Raw genomic sequence first — 20,268 nt, forward strand, 5'->3', positions numbered from 1 at the left:
AATCATTGAGGAGCAGGGACTTGCCGGGGTGTTAAGTTTGGTTTGACAATTTGCCCCAAGCAAAAAGCAAGTCGCCGTAAAGGCGAAACCTTTGAAATAATTCTGGAAGACCTTCACCGCGTAGCGCACAACGCTCAATAAAAACGAAAAATAGGGTCTTTTCCTTGTGCTTTTTCTTTGTTCTTTTAAAAAAAAATACCGCCGCCGGAACTCTTTACGTCGTTGTAAGGGCGAAACCTTTGGAATAATATTGAAAGACTCCCCACCGCGCAGCGCACAAACCTCAATAAAAACGAAAAATTGAGCTTTTTTCTTGTCTCTTCTCTTTTTCTTGAATCTTCAATCGAAAAAAAGAAAAACACCTTTACCCTCTTCAGGCCCGCTGCTCGAAGCGCCCCCAATCAAAACATGAGATGGGGGAGGAACAAGATGATCTGAGGGAACAGGAATAACAAGGCGATTCCGAGAATGATTGAGGCCATGAACGGCAGGATACCCTTGAAAATTTCTTCGAGCGTGACCGTTGGCGCAATCTTCTGACACATTCCGTATACCACGTAGACATTGATTCCTACCGGAGGGGTGATGACTCCCATCTCAGTGACCAGCACGATGATGATGCCGAACCAGATGGGATCATAACCCATGTTGGTCACCACCGGGAAAAAGACCGGGATTGTCAACATGATCAGGGCGAGCGAATCCATGAAACAGCCGCCAATGAAATAGATCAGGATGATGGCTCCCATGATGGCGAATGAGGGTAGATCAAAGGCGGACACCCAGTTGGCGATGTCGAACGGGATTCGGGTCACGGCAAGGAATTTGCCGAAAATGACCGCCCCGGCAATGAGCACAAGCACCATGCAGGAGGTCCTGAGCGTTTCGTTCAATGAATTGACAAACGCTGTCCAGGTCAGTTGCCGCTTGATGAGGGCCAGCGCAACCACGCCGAGGACGCCAATGGACGCGGCTTCGGTCGGTGTGAAAAGTCCCCAGAATAATCCGCCGATCACCAGCGCGAAAACGAGGAGTGTGTCAATGAGATTGAGCAGGGAGCTGAATTTTTCACGCCATGTGAAAGCCCTTCCCTTGGGACCGAGAGCCGGGTTGATTTTGCATTGAAGATAGATGCCGAGCACGAACAGGGCGGTGAGCAAAATGGCTGGCAGGATGCCGGAGACGAACAGGGCTCCAATGGATTGCTCGGTGAGGACCCCGTAAATGATGAGCACCACGGACGGGGGCATGATCATCCCCAGTCCGCCGCCAGAGGCAACAGATGCCGTGGAAAGCGAGTTGGCGTAGCCGTATCGCTTCATTTCCGGGATACCGACGGTGGACATGGTCGCTGCCGTGGCCGGGCTGGAGCCGCAGACCGCGCCAAAGGCGGTGCAGGCCGAAACTGTGGCCATGGCGAGTCCGCCCCGCGTGTGTCCGAGAAAACGGTATGCCGTTTCGTAGAGCCGTTTTGAAATCCCGCAATTGAAGGCGATCTGGCCCATGAGAATGAACAGGGGAATGGTGGACAGTTCATAGGATGCAAAGGTGTCGTAAACGTTGCGGCTCATGAGATTCAACCCGCCTTTCCAGGACGTGAGGAGCGAGAATCCGATGAATCCCACAAGCATCATGACAAACGCGACGGGCATCCGGGTCATGAATAACAGGATCATGACGGTGATACCGATAATTCCGGCGGTGGTCGGGTCCATGACTATGCCTCGCCTTTTTTGAAAAATGTGAGGATGTCGGCGGCCAGACAGAGCGCGTATATGCCGCATCCGAACGCGAGCACGTAGACCACGAGATATTCAGGCAGTTCGAGATTCATGGAGACCTCGCCTGATTCGGCCAGCGTCTCGGCATAGATGAACATGCGCCAGGTGATGATCGAGATCAGACCGAACGTGGCGATGTTGGTGACGACTTTGAGCCGTTGTCGAACCTTTTTGGACAGGCGACGGACCAGAATTTCCACTCCGATGTGACTTTTCTGGGCGTGGGCGTAGGGCAGGGCAAACCCGATGGCAATGACGCCAAGGATGGAAACTATTTCTTCACAGCCGAAAATAGGGGTGTTGAATGCGCCCCGGAGCAGGACATCCGCCCCGGTCATGAGCGCCATGCCTGCCAGACAGGTCGCCGCGACAATGCGCATGATTTTTTCGGTCAGGGAAAGTGGGGTCCGAGCAGTATCCATTCCATATCCTTTATCTGGTGTCGGGTTGATGGCCGGCAGAGTCGATCAGTGGGATCGCTCTGCCGTGTGGGTGGTTGAAAACGGCCGTGGGGCGTGCTGTACACCACGGCTGACAGGGATTATTGGGTGCGAGTCATTTCGTTTTGGATAAAGGTGACCACGGCATCGCCATGGACTTTCTTGCCCTGTTTGGAGGTGATATATTCGTCAATGACCGGCTTGGCCGCAGTGACCCAGGCTTCGGCTTCGGCAGTGTCCAGCTCAGTGAATTGACCACCTTTTTCCGTGAAGAACGCCTTGCCGGCTGCGTCGGCTTCATCCCATGCCTGCCCGTGTTTGACAGACCATTCCGCATTGATTTCCTGAATGATTTGTTGGGTTGCCGGGTCAAGTTCGTTCCATTTGTCCTTGTTCATGACCACGAAAAAAGTGGTGGTGTAGGCCACGGGAATGGAGACGGTACAGTGTTTGACCACTTCAGCCAGCTTCCAACCCTTGTTGGACTCGATGGGATTCATGGAGCCATCCACAACCCCTTTTTGCAGGGATTGGTAGGATGTGGGCATGGGTTGGGCAACCGGACTGCCGCCCAGAGCCTTGACCAGTTTGGCGGAATTGCCGGTGGAGCGGATTTTCAACCCGGTCATGTCTGCCAAGGTGGCGACGGTGGTGTCGGTGGTGAAAAGCAGGCCCGGACCATGGGCATGGAAATACATGGGTTGGACATCCCGGAATTCCCGGGGAGTGAAATGGGTGTACACGGCGTTGGCAATGGCTGTGGCCTGGGTGCCGGAGGTGTACCCGAGCGGCAGGTCCACTGCGGCCATGACCGGGAAACGTCCCCGGGAATATGCCAGGACGGACATGCCGATGTCGGAAATTCCTTCAACCGTGCCGTCGTAGCACTGCTTGGCCTTGGAGAGTGTGCCGCCGGGATAGTAGTCGATGACCACCGCACCATTGGTCCGGGTCGTGACCGCTTCGCACCATTGTTCGGCCAGCTTGGACTGGACGTGGGTGGGCGGGAAGAAATTGGAGTACCGCAGTCGGACGGTTTCGGCGCAGGCCATGGACGTCAGCCCGAAGGTCAGGAAAAAGAGTGCGGCTAAAGTCAGTCGTTTTTTCATGGAGTGTCTCATTTTTGGGGTAAAATATGGTGGAAAGCAGGACGTGTTATGCGGACTGTCCTTGCTTGGTGCCGTTGCGTAAGGCCATGGCGATGGCGTTTTCCCGGATGTCTTCCAGTGAAATGTCCTCTGCGCCCAGTGCGTGATGGATGAGGTATCCTTCGAAAAGGGCGGTGTTGAGCGCACCGATTTTTTCCGGCGAGAAATCTGTTTCTACATGGTCGCGGACGAGATCGGCAAAAACACGGTTGGACAGCCGGTAATCCGAGGTGTTCATGATCTTGCGAACTGGATCGTTGGTCGCGGAATAGACGGTGAATTCCAGAAAGATGGCCGACCAATTCTTGTCACGAACAATGGTTTCCAGAAAATCCCAGATGACGTTCATGGCCTGCTCGAGGTTGGCGGCTGTCCGAATTCGGTCGTGCCGGGTGGCCCGGTACTGTTTGAATTTGTGCTCGATGATTTGCAGAAACAGCTCATCCTTGGAATCCCAATGTCGATAAAAACTGCCCTTGGCATATCCCGCATTGTCGGTGATTTCCGCCACGGAGGTCGAGGCAAAGCCTTTTGAGCCAAAAAGTGTGATGGCTGAATCCATCAGCTCCTGCATGGTCTGCTGTGATTTCTCATGCTGTTTTTTTGCCATGCTCGTATCTTTTCCCCTCTATATTATTGACAATAAAAAATGACTTCCGGTCGAATTGTGACCTTCGGTCAAAAAATGACCGCAGGTCACTTTTGAAAAAAAGATTTAGCATGGTGTTTTTGAGGCGTCAAGCATTCGGTCATGTTGTCGTGCGTGGTTGGGGTTATTTCTTCCAATACGGATGACTGATGTCTTCGAACGCGGACATGGCGGCGATGGAGCCTTCCCCGATGGCGGTGACGATTTGTTGCAGTCCGCCGGTTAGGTCTCCGGCTGCATAGACGCGGGGAAGGTTGGTCCGCATGTCGGTTCCAACCTTGACGAACCCATCTTCCTTCAACTCCACGCCAATGGCGTGTGCCAGTTCGGTGGAGGCTTTTTGTCCAATGGCCACGAAGACTCCGTCCACGGGCAGGTCCGTGATCTCTTGCGTGGTCAGGTCACGGAGGACGAGGGTGTGAACTCGACGATCATCGCCCTTGATCGCTTCGACCACGGTGTTCCAAAGGACAGGGATTTGTTCGTGTTTCACGGATTGCTGAAGTGACTGTTGTGCGCGGAAAGCGTCTCGCCGGTGGATGATGGTGACATTCACACCGAGATTCTTGAGATGCAAGGCGTCGGTGAGCGCGGTGTTGCCGCCGCCGACCATGGCCACGGATTTGCCTTTGTAGAGAGAGCCGTCGCACGAGGCACAATAGTTGATGCCGCGACCGAAATAGGTCTCTTCTCCTGTGACACCGAGTTGACGGTATTTCGCTCCGGTGGTCAGGATCAGGGCCTTGGCCGAATATCTGCCCCGGTTGGTGATGACGATACACGGTTCATCATTGACCGCATTGCCCAAGGTAATGGATTCGACACCTTCTCCCTCGTGAACCGGGACATAGCCTCGGGCGTGTTCGGCCATGATATCCATGAGTTGTTTGCCGGGAACGGAAACAAATCCCGGATAGTTTTCCACCACCGGAGTGAGCGCGACCTGTCCGCCGACAATGTGTTTTTCAAGGACCACGGCCTTGAGACCGGCCCGGGCCGCGTAGATTCCTGCGGTCAGTCCTGCTGGTCCTGCTCCGACGATGACCAGATCAATTTCGCCGGGTTCGATCGTGCCATACCCGGATGGTTCCGTGGTTGTTCCGATGTCCGGGAGTGTGCCTTCGGCAAGCATGGTTTCAGCAGATTTCAGGTGGACCATTTCCAGGACAAATCGTTCTTCGGGCAATAGCCCCATGACGTCATGGGCACCGTCATTGAAAATCGTGTGTGGGACTGACCCGATGCCATGGCGTTCTGTGAGTGCCGGATTCTCATTCATTTCCACACATTCGGCTTTGACTAGTCCGGGTTTGGCGATGGCACATTTGATGGCGGACAGGACCTGTCCGGGACAATACGGTCAGGTGGGCGAGACAAAGACCTGGACCAACCGTTCTTTCGAGAGTGGTTCGAGCAGGGGAACGGATGTTTCGGACAGTCCGCTCATACCCAGCGAGGCGAGCATGATCGCAGTGATGAAGGCCTTGCCTTCTTCGCCAAGGGGCGCGCCGAGAAAACGGATATGGACGTTGTCCGGGTTGACGCAGAGGGTCGGCGAGGCGGTAATACCGAGTTCCCGGGCGCGGTCGGAATCCAGTTCGTGGCCGGTGACCAATATCTTGTCTGAAATGCGTCCCAGATCCCAACAGAATTGTGCGGTGTATTCCGAGAATTCATCATTGATGCCGGGTTGGGTGAAGACCTCCAGCGAGACGGTTCCCTGCAATGTCTTGAATGTCTCTGTCAACTGCGTGCGAATGTCAGCGGGCAAGAACCAGTCATCCTTGGTGTCGTCTTTGAAAAAGTGTGTCATGGGGAGTTCCTCAAAGAATTTTGTATTGGTTTCGGCCCGAGTTCTTGGCTTTGTACAAGGCGTCATCAGCCCGTTTGAGCAGGTTTTCGATGGATTCGTCATCGTCGCGAATTTCAGTGATGCCGATACTGACAGTGTAGGTGATGATGGCTCCATGCGTTTCAACGCGTTCCTGTTCGATGCGTTTGCGGAGTCGTTCTGCGGTTTTTTCTCCGGCGATAATCCCGGTCTGGGTGACCGCTGCGAGGAATTCTTCGCCGCCGATCCTGCCGAAAACGTCCGTGGTCCGCAGAATGTCCTTGCATCTGGCAACCAGTGATTTGAGGACGTCGTCACCGGCCGGGTGCCCGAAGGAATCATTGATATTCTTGAAATGGTCGATATCCAGCGACAGGAGCACCATGGTTGTGCGGTAGCGTTTGCACCGTTGGAACTCGTCTGTCAGTCGTTTCATGAAATAGCGTCTGTTGTAGGCTCCGGTCAGCGGGTCGGTGGAAGCGAGTCGGCGCAATTCCTTTTCCATGTGCCGCTGATCAGTGATGTCTCGGTTGACACCGATCATTCGGAGTGGAGCATCGTTTTCATCGGTCTGGACCAATCCGGCACTTTGCATGACATGGACGCTTTTATCTGGATGGATGATTCTGAATTCGAATTCGATCTGGCCTCTTTTTTCGATGCAGCTGGCGAGTTGCTGTTCTGCCTGAATCAGATCGTCAGGGTGGACACGCGATCTCCATGTCTCGTACACGCCGTGAAATTCATCGGGCGAGACCTTGTACAGATCTTTCATTTTTGGGTCCCAATTGAGATCGTCGGTCGCCAGATCCCATTCCCAGATGCCGATGTTGCCCGCCTTGGTTGCCAGAGCCAGCCTGTCGGCAATGACCCGAAGGGCTTCCTCGTTGGACTTGAGTTGGGTCATATCTCTGGCTTCGATGGAAATATAATCAATGGTCTCGCCAGTCATGGACACAGGATGATAGGTCGCGGCCATGTATCGTTTTCCGGCAGCGGGGAGATTGATCCAGGACTCGATCCTGATAGTTTCGCCGGTCAGAGCCTTGTCGATGCCCGCCTTGGAAAAGCTTTCATACACTTTGGGACCAACGAGTTGCTCGACGCTTTTCCCGATGATTTCTTCCCGCTTTTTCTTGAACATTTTCAGGTAGGATTCGTTGACGATCTGATAGACGCCATTTCGATCCACCAATGAAATGAGGTCCGGTGTGGTGGCGATGATGCGTTTGTATCGGACCAGAGCCTCCTTGGCCTGTTCCCGTTCCAGGTCTTTTTGGATGAGGTCGGCATTGAGAATTTCGAGTTGGGTATTGGCTTCCTTGAGTTTAGCCGTGCGCCGTTGGACCTTTCTTTCCAATTCTTCATGGGCCGCTTCAAGCTGTTCGTTGGCGCGTCTGCGCTGGATGATTCGCCAGATACCGTCCATGACAAGCTGCAACTGACGGATATCGCTTTCGTCATAGTCCGTGGGTTTGTTGCCCACACCGGCCAACATGGCGATTCGGTCCTTTTCGAAAATCGGGATGTTCACATGATTGCGGATGGGAATGTGCCCTTTGGGGTACCCCTTTTTTTGGGGATGGTTCGGATAATCATTGATGATGACCGGACGGCGTTCTCTGACAGCGTCAGCCCACATGCCGACCTGATCCACCGGGCATTCCGTCAGGTTTCGCGACATCTCGCATTGTTCCATGACCGTGTCGGACCATGCGTGCAGGGTCAGTTTCGATTCGTCGTGATTCAGGAAATAGATATAGCCGATTTCGCTGGACGTCACTTTGATGATGGCCTGAAGGGCGAAGTTGAGGATTTCCGGTTCTGATTTATGGGTCATTTTGGAAATGGTGTACAACGCCTCGAAACGGATTTCCGCAAGTTCTATTTTATTGAGTGCCTGATGATGGGCGGTGGTGTCAGAAAACGTGGCGAGTGCTGCGGGTTGCCCGTTGAATTCAATGGGGCGCACATTGGTGGTGATCCAGACCTGCCGTCCGTCCAACCGTACCAGTGGCAGGGAATGCCCCCTGATGATTTCTCCCGCGTCGAGTTGGGCGCGGACATGCTCCCTGTCTGCTGGATCGGCATAAAATGACCCGGTATTTTCCTTTTGAAGATATTCGGGGGTCGCTCCCAGTATTGCCGCGGCCTCTTCATTGCAGGCAATGATGTCTCCTGACGGGGAAATGATCGCCATGCCGCCGGGGATTCTGTCAAAGACCAGTTGGTGGAACGCGGCGTCCGACTCTGCCTGCAAAAGCAGGAGCTGGTATTCCAGATCGGTGATCCGTTCAAGGGCGGCATCCAATGTGTGTTGCGTGCTTTTTTTGGCCATGGACAGTCTCGTTTGGTCTTTTGATACAGGTGGTTGAATCAGTCATGAACACCGGGGACGGCATGTCATCCGTTTCATTCCTTTTCACTGGGTGTGTTTTCCGATTGCGGAAGGCGCAAGGTAAAGGACGTCATACCTTTTCCCGAAGTATATTCGACGCGTCCCCCGAGGTATTTCTCCGTGAATAATTTGGTCACGTAATTGCCCAGTCCCCTGTCTCGGGATTTGGTCGAAGTGTATTGCTTGAACATCTGTTTGCGAATGATTTTTGGGATTTCCCCGTGGTTTGTCATGGTGATGGCAATGGTGCCATCGTGATCCTGTTGACAGTCCAGAGTGATTGTATCCGTGCTTTTCCCGCTGGCTTCCAATGCGTTGGAGAGCATGTTGCGAATGACGTGACCAAGAAGTTTTTTGTCACTTGTGAATGTCGTGGCTGAAATATGTGTTTGCACACAAGTGCTTTGGATATTTTTGAAGGCACATTCCATGGCGATGATTGCATCAAAGAATGGGCCGGCTTCAAAGGTCTCGAAGTCGGCTTCCAGCGTGCCTTCTTCGGCGGCGTTGATATCTCGGTGATACAGGATATTCTTGAGTGTTCGTTGCGACGATTCGATCAGGAGTTTGAACAGCCCGGAGTCGGAGGGTGCTGATTCAATGAGTTCGGTGAGCGTGGCGATGCCGCCGATGCCATTGATCAACCCGTGATGGAATGTCCGGTTGAGATACCGGAGTTTCAGCTCGTGACGGATATCCATGGCAAAGACCAGTGCCATGATTTCCCCCTCGAATTCGATGGGCTTGGTGAATATTTGCAAATCAAGCGGTGTGGTGTCGCCGTCCACCATGCGCGTCATGCGGCATTCCTGACAGTCACGGGTTCCGTTCAGGCTTTTGATGATGGCATGCGCCGCGCCGCAGAATCGACAGAAGTCCGAACAGCCGCATCCGGCTTCGACCGCTGTGGAGTTGACGCAATTCAACGCCTCTCCCGGCCGTAATCCCACGACGTTTTCCCGGCTGTCCTTTCCGGAAAGCGCGCGAAAGGTCTCATTGCAATACACGATCTGTCTGTGCTGGTTGATGACAATCATACCCAGAGGAAGCGCGTCGAACCAGGAAAGCATGGGTTCGTTTTCGAGTGCCTTTGAGACGCGTTGAATGATCTGCGTGGACTCGCGTTCAGGAGTGGCATAGTGGGTGATACGATCTGCCTGTTTGGGTGCCATTGTTCAGTCCTTGGTTGGGGAAAATGGCCAATCGTTTTGCTGATACTCAGTTAGATGATTGAATAGTACGGGATTTTTCGGCGAGGTCAATCCTCTTGCACGAAGAGCGTGTATTCCCCTGTACACATGATAAAGGGAACGCCGAGGCGTTCCCTGTATCAATGGAGAGGGTTGTTGTCCTTATTTCTTGCCAAAGATTTCAACTGGTCTTGTCGTATCGCCGCCCGTATTCGGGAAGTCAGGATACCTGTAGGCCTTGGTGTTGGTCTCGATGAGATGACGCGCTTCTTCCATGAACCGGTTGTAGCGGTGTTTGCATTCATAGAAGCCGTGCCACCATGCGTAGTCCGGGGCCATCATGGCAGACCCCATGCGGGCGCGACGGCCTTCATGGTGCCAGAGTTCATAATATTCGACTTCCAATCCTTCATCGAAGTATTTGGATTTGTCGAGCAATCCCTTTTCATACAATTCGTCGAGGACCTTCTTGGCGGGTTTGAAGTAGTTTTCATTGTATTCTTCAATGGCCTTGTCGGTCTGGGCGTAGTGGTCATCAATCCATGCGTTGCCGTGGCATTGCTTGCAGATGTCTTTCATCTTGGCGCGTTCGACTTGCCAATCCGTGCCGGACGGGAAGGGCTTGAAGTCCTGCGGACGCACTGTCAGCGGAGCCTGAAGTTCCCAGGACAACCGTTCTGTCACGTCATGCGTGGTGGGCTGGTTGCCAGATCCTGACATGTGGCAGGAAGAGCAGGTCGGGGCGCGATAGTCCACGCCGGGAGTCCATGCGCCGGGCGCTGATTTGAAGTTGTACTCATGCTTGAAGGCCTGGTAGATGTCGCCATGCTTGGATTCGTTGAATATTTCGATTTGCGGATGGTCCGGGCCGAGATGGCACTGGCCGCAGGTTTCTGGCTTGCGTGCTTCCATGACAGAGAACCGGTGCCGGGTATGGCAACTGGTGCAACTGCCGAGACTGCCGTCCAGATTTAGGCGTCCGACACCCACGTTGGGCCAGGTGGCCGGGTCGAGTTTGCCGTCTTTCATCTTGAGCACGGTGCCGTGACAGTAATAACAGCCAGTCTTGCGTTCGTTGTCGGAATTCATGCCCTTGTTCAGCCATGGATCGAGCTTCCACATGATTTCGATGGTGTTGGCGTGTTTGCTCTTGGCGTATTGTTTGGCTTCGTCCGGGTGACAGCGAGAGCAGTCCTTGGGCGTTACGGGCGAGGCGATGGGCACGAAGTACTGTTTTTCACCCATGGGCATATTTTTCATGGAATAGTATTTTTCGTGGTCAACGGCGATATCCTGATCGCCCGATTCAGCCTGGTGACAGTCCAGACAGGTAATGCCGGCTGATGCATGACGGCTCATGGCCCAGTCTGCAAAAATGCCGGGGGTTTCCTGTTTATGACATTCGATACAGGCCGTGCCTTGAGGCGGAATGACCCGATCCATGCGGAATTCCCGCACCTTTGGAAAATTTTGCGCTCCTGCCGCTGCGACGAAGACAAGCGAGAACGTCATGATTGTGGCGAGAAAGAAACTCAGTCGTCTGTCCATTTCAACCCCTCCTTTAAATACCCAGATGAGGCAGTCCTGACGCCCTGTATGGGGGAGCGAACTGCTTGTATTTGTAGAACTGCCTTTCCTTGTGCACGATGTCCCGATGACAGTCGGTGCATCGATACGCTTCACCTTCTTCGGCATAGAGCACCCGTCGGTGTGCCAACATGGCGCCGCGTTTGGCAGGCATGTGCAATAGATTCCGATGACATTTCATGCATTGGTCATTTTTCATGGTTGACCAGACACGCTGTTTCATGACGTCACGGTCATAGCTTTCGGCTCCTCCGGTAAAGTGGGCGAAAACGTCTTTCAGTCCGTGTGCTGTCTTGGCAAAGAAAAAGTCATACGTGTCCTGGGGCGCGGGAAGGTGGCAATCCATACAGTCGGCCACGAATCCTTGCGCGTTGTTGACATGAGTTGACGTTTTCCAGGCCATGACGGCGGGCCTGATTTCGTGACACGAACCGCAGAACTCCGGAGTCGAAGTCCTGACCATGGTGTAATACGTCATGCTGAAGAGCGGAAATGCGATCAGAATACCGCACAAAACCAACAGAATGGACTTGGTTTTTCGCTCCATACCTCCTCCTGGTTGCAGTGCTCTTTTCCCTGACCAAACGCCCTGGTCGGGAAAAAGAGAGATTGGCGTAAAATACCAAATTTTGCGGAAAAAGCCATTACATTTTTGCCTTTCGTATACAGGTCGTTGCGTTCTGTTTTTTCCATTTTGAAACACTCGGTGTGTTTTGTTTGTCTGACAAGATTGAAAACAGGTTGGAATATTGGGAAAAAATGCAATCAGGGTGTTGGAAAAAATCGTAAAATTGGGTATGGATAAGTCTATCGTATTTGAACCGAACATTGACGCGAAAGCAGTGAGACGTGAACGAGGGCATTTCAAGATGAGAATGAAGGACATCAAACTGAATGTGAAATTGATTGGCGGGTTTATCATAACGGCACTGATGACGCTTGCCGTTGGAGTGGCGGGGTACGTCGAACTGTCAAATGTGACCGATGATGTGGACACGCTTGGCAACAAGAATATGCCGAAAGTCGAAGCCTTGTTACAGATGAAGTCCCAATTGAATTCGGCAGTGATCGGGATGCGGACGTTGATGACGCCGGCTCTCGATGAACAGGCTCGACGGCGACAGTACGTGCTTTTGGAAGAAGGCAGGGCCGCAAGTACAGCAAATTTTGATAGGTATATGACATTGGAGCAATCTTCCCGGGAAAATGCGCTTGCGACTTCGTTTACGGAAGCGGTCTCCCGATGGAGCATGACCAATGACAAGGCCGTTGCATTATCCAAAGAACTGTCAGCGTTGGATATCCTGAATCCCGAACAATTCATGAAACAGTTTTGGATGTTCACCAGCGATCATCAGCAACTGGAAGCTCAAGTCGGAGAACTGCTTGCATCCGGAAGAACTTTTTTGGGAGGCACTGACGCGTCGCAATGCCGATTTGGAAAATGGTTGGAATCCTATACAACGACCAATCCGGAAATCGCCGCCTTGTTGAAACAGGTGGAAAAGCCGCATATGCAGTTTCACAAGGCAATTTCCAAAATCAAGGCCGCAGTCGCCCGGGGTGATAATGATTTGGCGTATATGTTTTATACCAGCCAATTGAAACCGGCTGCCGCCGAGGTCCTCACGGCTTTCGACAAGCTCCGTGGGGCCGCGCAGTCGTCAGTTGCGACATTTGATGAAATGACGGAACTTCTCATGGTTCAGGCGGTGCGGGAACAGCAGGAGACCATGACGATCATGGATCAATTGCTTGCATACACGCTTGATGAATCCAGGGCAGCGGTCATGGATGCCGAAGAAGATGTGACGTCAGGAAAAATGTTTGCCGTGATTGGTGTTGTGATCGGAGTACTTTTTGCCCTCATTCTTGGCGTGCTGTTGACCCGTGGTATTACCAAGCCAATTTTCAAGGGAGTGGAATACGCCTGGTCCATGGCGACCGGAGTCTTTTACAGAGAGCTTGATGTGAACCAAAAGGATGAGATCGGTGATCTGGCTGCGGCTTTGATCGAAATGGTCCGTAAATTCCGGGAAGTCGTGCAGAACGTTCAGGCTGCGTCCGCGAATGTGGCGTCCGGCAGTGAGGAAATGGCTTCGGCGTCCCAAAGTTTGTCACAAGGGGCCAATGAGCAGGCCGCGTCCATTGAAGAGGTCTCCGCTTCCATAGAACAGATGGGGGCTAATATCCGTCAGAACGCGGAAAATGCCAAACAGACGGAAACGATATCAAATCAGGTTGCTGTCGAGGCAGAACAGGGTGGTGACGCCGTCATGCATACGGTTCATGCCATGAAGGATATCGCCGAAAAAATCTCGATCATTGAGGAAATCGCCCGACAGACAAATCTGCTCGCCTTGAACGCAGCCATTGAAGCGGCTCGGGCCGGAGAACATGGCAAGGGATTTGCCGTGGTCGCCGCCGAAGTCAGACGATTGGCTGAACGGTCCGGTTCTGCGGCTGCCGAAATCAGTGATCTGTCATCGTCGAGTGTCAAAATTGCCGAAGATGCCGGTCGGAAGTTGCAGAAGATCGTCCCGGATATTCAGAAGACTGCTGGGCTGATTCAGGAGATTGCAACGGCCACAGGCGAACAGAATGCCGGTGTGGATCAGATCAATTCCGCAATTCATCAGCTGGATCAGATCATTCAGCAGAATGCGGCCGCGTCTGAAGAAATGGCCTCCACATCCGAACAACTTTCGGGACAGGCTATGCAGATGCAGACGATTATGAGTTTTTTCAAGATGAGCCGAGCCGACAACTACGGGGCGGAAGGAATGGATGTAGCGGTTTCGTCCGCGCCAGTGGCGGCTTTGCCTCAGGCGACGACGAACACGACCGCTTCCGCGAGCACTGATACGTCCGCAGACGGCGAGGAGTTTGAACGATTCTAATGTGAATGCCGTTTGTGTCATGAATGAAAAAGAGGCCCTTGCGTGTGCAAGGGCCTCTTCTTTATGACGGAAGCAAGTCCGTCTTACATGTCGAGAATGCGTTTGGCGGTTTCGTCCATAACATCAGTGATGAACGGAATGCCGGTTTCCTTTTCGGTTTCCCGGTTACCGGAAGCAATATCCTGACGGGTGATGGCCTCGAGGTCGAATTTACGCGCACCAGCCATGATCTGTTGGAGTCCTGCGGAGAGTTTGTCCACGAGACACCAGATACCGACGGCACCGAGAGGGACGTTTTTCATCTCGTCCTTGCCGACTTTCTTTTCGACATCCTGATAACAGGCGAAGATCTTGTCGGCTGTTTCGCCGTACTTGGCCACGGCAGCGGGCAGTTTGTCCCAGTTGCCGCAGACTGCGTCTTTGCGCTCGGGGAAGAGCACGCCTTCGATGTTTGACCCGAGGAAACCGGGAATCATCATGGCGCGGCCCATGCAGATCATCTTGGTGAAGGGAGCACCCATGGCCAGGGCCTTGAAGATGCTGCTGCCCTTGGCAAATCCACCAGCAAAAGACATGTCCACGACATTTTTACCCTGTGCGGCCAGATGACCGGCGTATTCGTGGGCCTTGGCGTGCAGCAGGATGGAGGGAACACCCCAGCTTTCCATCATGTTCCACGGACTCATGCCGGTACCACCGCCGGAACCGTCCATGGTCAGCAGGTCCAGATTCGCTTCCGAAGCGAATTTGATGGCCATGGCCAGGGCTTCCATGCCGTAGGAACCGGTCTTGAGTGAAATGCGTTTGAAACCAAGTGTGCGCAGGTAGTTGACCGAGGTCATGAAGTCGTCATGGACCTGTTCATAGGAGCTGAGGTCGGTGTACCCCAAGCGGCTGTGGCGGGCGAAGTGGGTGATGGCACCGCGTTTGTATCCTTCCTGCACCTCTGGCTTGGCCGGGTCGGGATCGACCAGGTAGCCGCGATTTTTCAGGAACAGCGCATAGTCCAGGCTGGTGACTTCGATTTCACCACCGATATTCTTGGCACCCTGACCCCATTTCAATTCGATGATGACCTTGTCGCCGTACTTTTCGGCCACGTATTCAGCCACGCCGTTACGGGTGTCTTCCACGTTCATCTGGACGATGATCGCACCGTAGCCGTCATAATAGCGCATGTAGGTGTCAATGCGCCGTTCCAGTTCGGGTGCCTTGGTGATGCGGCCATCCTTGATTTCGGACTCGCGGTCCACGCCGACGACGTTTTCACCGACAACGATGGGCGCGCCAACCAAGGCGCAGCCAGCGGCAAAGGCATCCCAGTATTTGGCGGCGATGAAAGTGGACCCCAGTGCGCCTGTCATGAAGGGCACCTTACATTTGGTCTTTTCTTCGGCTCCGAAAGATGTTTCGAGATTGACATCCGTGAACAACAAGTCCTGATCGGTGGTGACAGCCCCGGTTGCTCCGTAATTCAATCCCTGAATGCGCAGCGAGTTGTAGGAAACGCCGACGTGTGTGGTGTTGCCGCTGCCGGCAGTGACCAGACCGAAATCCCGGGGGTACAGCATCTCGCGGCCTCGAAGTGATGAAAGCCATGTTTCACATTTGCCCTGACAGTCTGCCCTGCACAGTGTGCACAGTCCGGACTCGATGGCATTTCCACGATTCACACTTCCAAGTACATCATTACTTTTTGACCAATTTGTCATAATTGCTCCCATAGCGCGTAAAATTTGTTGAGGGATTTGCTTAATATCAACAGGATTGGCAAATGTCATTAGTTTTTACAGAAAAAAATGACAAACAGACGGCTTTTGGTGACAAAAATGTACTTTTTGACGGAATCCAGACCCGTTAAATGGGGAAATTCCGAACTTTTATCAAATTGCAGACTTTAAAGGTATGAAAGAGTAGACGAGAAAATAGGTGGGAAAAATCGTTTGCAATGGGGGCAAAAATGATGGAACGCAAAATTCTTTTGTGAATGAAAACGTTCCATTTCAAATGTTTACATAATTCAGATCGCCCATTTATCCAGACATGAATTATATTCCTGCCCCTTTGTTCGTCCTGGTGTCATGGCAAATGAGAGAATCGAGAATGTAAAATTGAGTGTGGTGAAATGGAATAGTTCAAAATTGTGATTTATGGTGTATGATTCTGTGTCAGTGAACGGACTGTCTCTGTGTCCTTCGAGTCGGGGGAGTGCTCTGGCGGAATAATGACCGCCTTTTGGGGAGAGTGGGTATCCCAGGGATCAGAACGCGTTGTTTTTTTGGTGTCGGCAACAAACGGGTGTTGCGCACGGACGCGCGGACCTGTATCTTCAGTTTTTCCCCAATCTTCCACATGGTCTTTAACCGGAATTGGCATATCGTATCATGCAGAATCTTCCTTTTGCTCTTGTCCTTTTATCATCTATTGCTCATGGCTATTGGAATTTTTTGTTGAAGCGGGCGCAAAACAAGGACGCCTTCCTCGGACTGAGCAAATTGGCGGAACCCGTCATATACGCGATTCCGTTCGGGTATGCCGTCAGCCTGTGGGGGCTGGACCCGCTTTCGCTCTGGTATGCTGGCGTGGGCACGCTGTTGTCCGTGGCGAATTATTATTGCCTTGCCAACAGCTATAAACGGCTTGATTTGTCCATTGCCTATCCTGTTTCCCGGTCAAGTACCCTGTTTTTGCCGTTTTTGGCGTTTATCTTTTTTCAGGAACAACTGGATGTCATTGGTTGGTGTTCCGTCATCCTTGTGACGTTGGGGGTGCTGGTCATTCAATTAAAGGGCCTTTCGTTGTCCGGAATATCCCTCGGAAGTCGGGACAGTCGGACAGGTATGGCCTTCGCGCTTTTGGCGGCCTTTCTGGTCGCGTTGTACACCCTGTGGGGCAAGCAGGCTGTGCAGCATATTCATCCCTTCATATATATGTATTGCTACACGTTTGCGTCTTGTGCGTATTTTTGGCCGTCTCTGCGGCGGCTCGATCGGCGAATTGTCAAACAGGAATGGCAACGCAATAAATGGAGTATCCTTTCGGTCTCTGTGCTGAATACCTTGTCGTTTGTGCTCATGTTGATGGCGTTGAATATGGGAAAAGTCACGTATGTCGGAGCATTGCGGCAACTCAGTCTGGTGGTGGGCGTTGGATTGGGGTGGGTGGTCCTGCGCGAATCATGTCCCATGCCCCGAGTCCTTGGCGTCTTGCTTATCATCGTTGGAGCCTGTTTGACCTATCTGGCGAAATAATGGATCGAGCCGTGCTCTCTTGATTCGGGAGTGCCGTTTGCGGAAGGTGTGGAGTGTGAATTCAAGGTGCAGAAAGATGAAGAGAGAGTTTTCCGGATTGTGGTACGTCTCGACGCTTGGCTTGACACGGGAAATTGCGTAACGTGCCAATCCTTATGCAACGCAAGAAAACACGCCCTTTGAGTCTTGGTTCGGTGGGCATTGGCGGAGACAATCCGGTCCGTGTCCAATCCATGTGCAATACCGATACCCGTGACGTCCTCGCCACAGTACGGCAGATCAGACAACTGGCTGAGGTCGGGTGCGAGATTGTGCGGCTCGCCGTGCCCGACGACAAGGCCGCAGCCGCGCTCGAAGCCATTCGAAAACAGTCGCCGGTGCCGCTGATCGCGGATATTCATTTCGACTACCGGCTGGCCCTGGCCGCAGTGGATGCGGGGTTCGAAGGATTGCGCATCAATCCCGGTAATATCGGCGATGAGCAAAAAGTGGATACCGTTGTTCGGGCCGCACAGGCGCACGGTATCCCCATCCGTATTGGCGTCAATGGCGGGTCGTTGGAAAAGGACCTGCTCCGAAAGTTCGGGGGGCCGACCCCGGAGGCCATGGTTGAATCCGGCCTGCGTCATGTGCGCCTGTTGGAGAAACGTGGGTTCCACGACATCAAGATTTCACTCAAGACATCCTCGGTGCTCAATACGGTGGCCGCGTACCGGCTCATGAGTGACAAGGTTGAGTATCCATTGCATATCGGCGTGACCGAGGCCGGGACATTGGTGCGTGGCGCGGTCAAATCCGCTGTTGGATTGGGCATTTTATTGGCCGAAGGCATTGGCGACACCCTGCGCGTATCGCTCACGCATGATCCGGTTGACGAGATCGGCGTGGCCTACGAAATCCTGCGAAGCCTGGGCTTGCGCGAACGCGGCCCGGAGATTATATCCTGTCCGACCTGTGGACGGACCGAGATTCCCTTGATCGATTTGGCTGAGAAAGTGGAAGCGGCCCTGCGCGACGTTGAAGAGGTCTTTACCGTGGCGGTCATGGGGTGCGTGGTCAATGGCCCGGGCGAAGCCCGGGAAGCGGACATCGGTCTGGCCGGTGGCCGTGATCTGGGTATCATTTTCCGTAAGGGAAAAGTGGTTCGCAAGGTCAAGGGCAATGAAAATCTGTTGCCCGAGTTCATGAAAGAAATAACGTTGTTCCTGGAAGAAAGGAGAAAATAGAAATATGCGTCTTTCCCGGTATTACATCCCGACTCTCAAGGAGGACCCGGCCGACGCCGAGGTTGTCTCCCACAAGCTTTTGATGCGCGCGGGCATGATCCGCAAGTTGACCAGCGGTATCTACAACTATCTCCCGCTCGGCCTGCGTTCCATCAACAAGGTTTCGAAAATCGTGCGCGAGGAAATGGACCGCGCCGGTGCCATGGAAGTGCTGCTGCCCATGGTGCAGCCCGCTGATTTGTGGGTCGAGACCGGACGTTGGGACTATTACGGCAAGGAGCTGCTGCGGTTGAACGATCGCAATGGCCGTGATTATTGTCTCGGACCCACGCACGAAGAAGTCATCACCGATCTGGTACGTGGTGAAATCAGTTCGTACAAGCAGTTGCCGGTCAATCTGTATCAGATCCAGACCAAATTTCGCGATGAAATCCGTCCCCGTTTCGGGCTGATGCGTGGCCGGGAATTCATCATGAAGGACGCTTATTCTTTTGATAAGGATGAGGAAGGCGCGGAAAAATCCTATTTCGAGATGTTCGAGGCCTACAAAAAGACCTTTTCCCGTCTCGGATTGCGTTTCAAACCCGTGCAGGCCGATTCCGGTCAGATCGGCGGCGATTTTTCCCATGAATTTATGGTGCTTGCCGAAACCGGCGAGGATACTATCGCTTCCTGTTTGTCCTGTGATTTCGGGGCAAACCTCGAAAAGGCCAAGGTCGCTGCACCAGCCGGTGAGGATATGACCAACGCCGAATGTCCGGCCATGGAAACCGTGGATACTCCCGGTCAGCACACGGTCGAAGAGGTCTGTGCCTTCCTTGGCGTGAAGCCGAGCGCATTGGTCAAGACCTTGCTGTTCGTGGTGGATGGCAATCCCGTGGCCGCTTTGGTCCGTGGAGATCGTGAAGTGAACGATATCAAGTTGCGGAATCTCGTCGGTGGCAACGACATTGAGCTGGCAGACGAAGCCTTGGTGACACAATTGACTGGTGCGCCGGTTGGTTTTGCCGGACCTGCCGGTCTGGACCCGGACGTGCCCATTTACGCGGATCACGAATTGTTGGTGACCACGGACTGGGTTGCTGGTGCCAACAAGGGGGACACCCATGTGAAACACCTGTCGCTTGGCAGAGATTGTTCCATCGTGAAATATACGGATCTGAGGGTGATCGAACCCACTGATCCATGCCCTGAATGCGGTGGAACCATCGAGTTCACCAAGGGCATCGAAGTGGGCCATGTCTTCAAACTCGGCGTGAAATATTCCGAAAAGATGGAAGCCACGTATCTGGATGAAAATGGCAAGTCCAAGCCGATGATCATGGGCTGTTATGGCATTGGCATTTCGCGGATCGTGGCCTCGGCTATCGAACAGAATAATGACGAGAACGGGTGTTGCTTCCCGCCGTCCATTGCTCCGTTCGAAGTGTGCCTGATCGCGCTTGGCGGTAAGGATCAGGCCGTGGCTGACAAGGCGGAAGAATTGTACGCCGAAGTCGTGCGACAGGGCGTTGACGCCGCATACGACGATCGTAAAGAACGTCCGGGCGTCAAGTTTGCCGAAGCCGATCTTATTGGCTATCCCATGCAGCTCGTGCTGGGTGGGAAAGGTCTGAAAAATGGAATTGTGGAAGCCAAGGACCGCAAGACCGGCGAGAAAATTGAACTCCCGCTTGAGGGATTTGGTGAAGCGTTTGCTGCATGGCGTCAGGACATCTGGAAAAAATGGAGCCTTGACGTCCAATAGACGATTTCTCTGAATATATCCGAAAGACCCGGCGCGCCAGCTCCGGGTCTTTTTTCATATTCTTGTCCCCCAGTCCCATGCCCCACACTTGGCCACCATCCCACCTCGAGCGAAACGAGC

At 53.2% G+C, this 20,268-nt stretch carries 15 protein-coding genes and 1 pseudogene; 4 read left to right on the top strand and 12 right to left on the bottom strand.

Going from position 1 to position 20,268, the window contains the following annotated elements:
• Positions 1–401 precede the first annotated feature (401 nt).
• From GO013_RS15310 to GO013_RS15350, 11 genes and pseudogenes are all read right to left on the bottom strand, one after another.
• The gene (locus tag GO013_RS15310) at positions 402–1,715 is read right to left on the bottom strand and encodes a TRAP transporter large permease (protein WP_163812649.1); all 1,314 of its coding nucleotides are present in this window, start codon (positions 1,713–1,715) and stop codon (positions 402–404) included.
• Positions 1,716–1,717: 2 nt separating this feature from the next.
• Positions 1,718–2,203, bottom strand: a complete 486-nt coding sequence (locus GO013_RS15315) for a TRAP transporter small permease (RefSeq protein ID WP_163812651.1) — start codon at positions 2,201–2,203, stop codon at positions 1,718–1,720.
• A 119-nt stretch (positions 2,204–2,322) separates the two neighbouring features.
• Positions 2,323–3,330 carry a TRAP transporter substrate-binding protein gene (locus GO013_RS15320; RefSeq protein WP_163812653.1) on the bottom strand — a complete coding sequence of 336 codons (1,008 nt, stop codon included), beginning with the start codon at positions 3,328–3,330 and terminating at the stop codon, positions 2,323–2,325.
• A 46-nt stretch (positions 3,331–3,376) separates the two neighbouring features.
• Positions 3,377–3,979: a TetR/AcrR family transcriptional regulator gene (locus GO013_RS15325; protein WP_163812655.1), complete on the bottom strand. Its 603-nt coding sequence runs from the start codon at positions 3,977–3,979 to the stop codon at positions 3,377–3,379.
• Between the two features lie 163 nt (positions 3,980–4,142).
• A complete protein-coding gene (locus tag GO013_RS15330; protein WP_343219583.1) occupies positions 4,143–5,177 on the bottom strand; it encodes an FAD-dependent oxidoreductase in 1,035 nt (344 codons plus the stop codon).
• A 6-nt stretch (positions 5,178–5,183) separates the two neighbouring features.
• A pseudogene (locus GO013_RS17460) lies at positions 5,184–5,366 on the bottom strand (thioredoxin family protein); the annotation flags it as partial.
• Positions 5,367–5,378: 12 nt separating this feature from the next.
• The gene (locus GO013_RS17310; RefSeq protein ID WP_239057908.1) at positions 5,379–5,831 is read right to left on the bottom strand and encodes a hypothetical protein; all 453 of its coding nucleotides are present in this window, start codon (positions 5,829–5,831) and stop codon (positions 5,379–5,381) included.
• Positions 5,832–5,841: 10 nt separating this feature from the next.
• The gene (locus tag GO013_RS15335; RefSeq protein ID WP_163812659.1) at positions 5,842–8,187 is read right to left on the bottom strand and encodes a diguanylate cyclase; all 2,346 of its coding nucleotides are present in this window, start codon (positions 8,185–8,187) and stop codon (positions 5,842–5,844) included.
• Positions 8,188–8,261: 74 nt separating this feature from the next.
• Positions 8,262–9,419: an ATP-binding protein gene (locus GO013_RS15340; RefSeq protein WP_163812661.1), complete on the bottom strand. Its 1,158-nt coding sequence runs from the start codon at positions 9,417–9,419 to the stop codon at positions 8,262–8,264.
• A 180-nt stretch (positions 9,420–9,599) separates the two neighbouring features.
• Complete coding sequence (locus GO013_RS15345) at positions 9,600–10,985, bottom strand: multiheme c-type cytochrome (protein WP_163812662.1); 1,386 nt, start codon at positions 10,983–10,985, stop codon at positions 9,600–9,602.
• Between the two features lie 13 nt (positions 10,986–10,998).
• Positions 10,999–11,571, bottom strand: coding sequence for a NapC/NirT family cytochrome c (locus GO013_RS15350; protein ID WP_163812664.1), 573 nt, complete (start codon positions 11,569–11,571; stop codon positions 10,999–11,001).
• A 328-nt stretch (positions 11,572–11,899) separates the two neighbouring features.
• On the opposite strand from GO013_RS15350, the gene GO013_RS15355 reads away from it, so the two are divergent.
• Complete coding sequence (locus GO013_RS15355; protein ID WP_163812666.1) at positions 11,900–13,924, top strand: methyl-accepting chemotaxis protein; 2,025 nt, start codon at positions 11,900–11,902, stop codon at positions 13,922–13,924.
• Positions 13,925–14,007: 83 nt separating this feature from the next.
• Here GO013_RS15355 and GO013_RS15360 read toward each other — a convergent pair whose 3' ends face one another.
• Positions 14,008–15,636, bottom strand: a complete 1,629-nt coding sequence (locus GO013_RS15360; RefSeq protein ID WP_163812668.1) for a glutamate synthase-related protein — start codon at positions 15,634–15,636, stop codon at positions 14,008–14,010.
• 672 nt (positions 15,637–16,308) lie between these two features.
• On the opposite strand from GO013_RS15360, the gene GO013_RS15365 reads away from it, so the two are divergent.
• The 3 genes from GO013_RS15365 (at position 16,309) to GO013_RS15375 (ending at position 20,148) form a co-directional block, all read left to right on the top strand.
• Entirely contained in the window at positions 16,309–17,175 is an 867-nt protein-coding gene (locus GO013_RS15365; RefSeq protein ID WP_163812669.1) for an EamA family transporter, read from the top strand.
• A gap of 155 nt (positions 17,176–17,330) precedes the next feature.
• Complete coding sequence (ispG, locus tag GO013_RS15370; RefSeq protein WP_163812690.1) at positions 17,331–18,401, top strand: flavodoxin-dependent (E)-4-hydroxy-3-methylbut-2-enyl-diphosphate synthase; 1,071 nt, start codon at positions 17,331–17,333, stop codon at positions 18,399–18,401.
• Between the two features lie 4 nt (positions 18,402–18,405).
• Positions 18,406–20,148 carry a proline--tRNA ligase gene (locus GO013_RS15375; protein ID WP_163812672.1) on the top strand — a complete coding sequence of 581 codons (1,743 nt, stop codon included), beginning with the start codon at positions 18,406–18,408 and terminating at the stop codon, positions 20,146–20,148.
• The last annotated feature ends 120 nt before the right edge of the window (positions 20,149–20,268 follow it).

The sequence above is a fragment of the Pseudodesulfovibrio sp. JC047 genome (assembly GCF_010468615.1).
Classification (GTDB): Bacteria; Desulfobacterota; Desulfovibrionia; order Desulfovibrionales; family Desulfovibrionaceae; genus Pseudodesulfovibrio.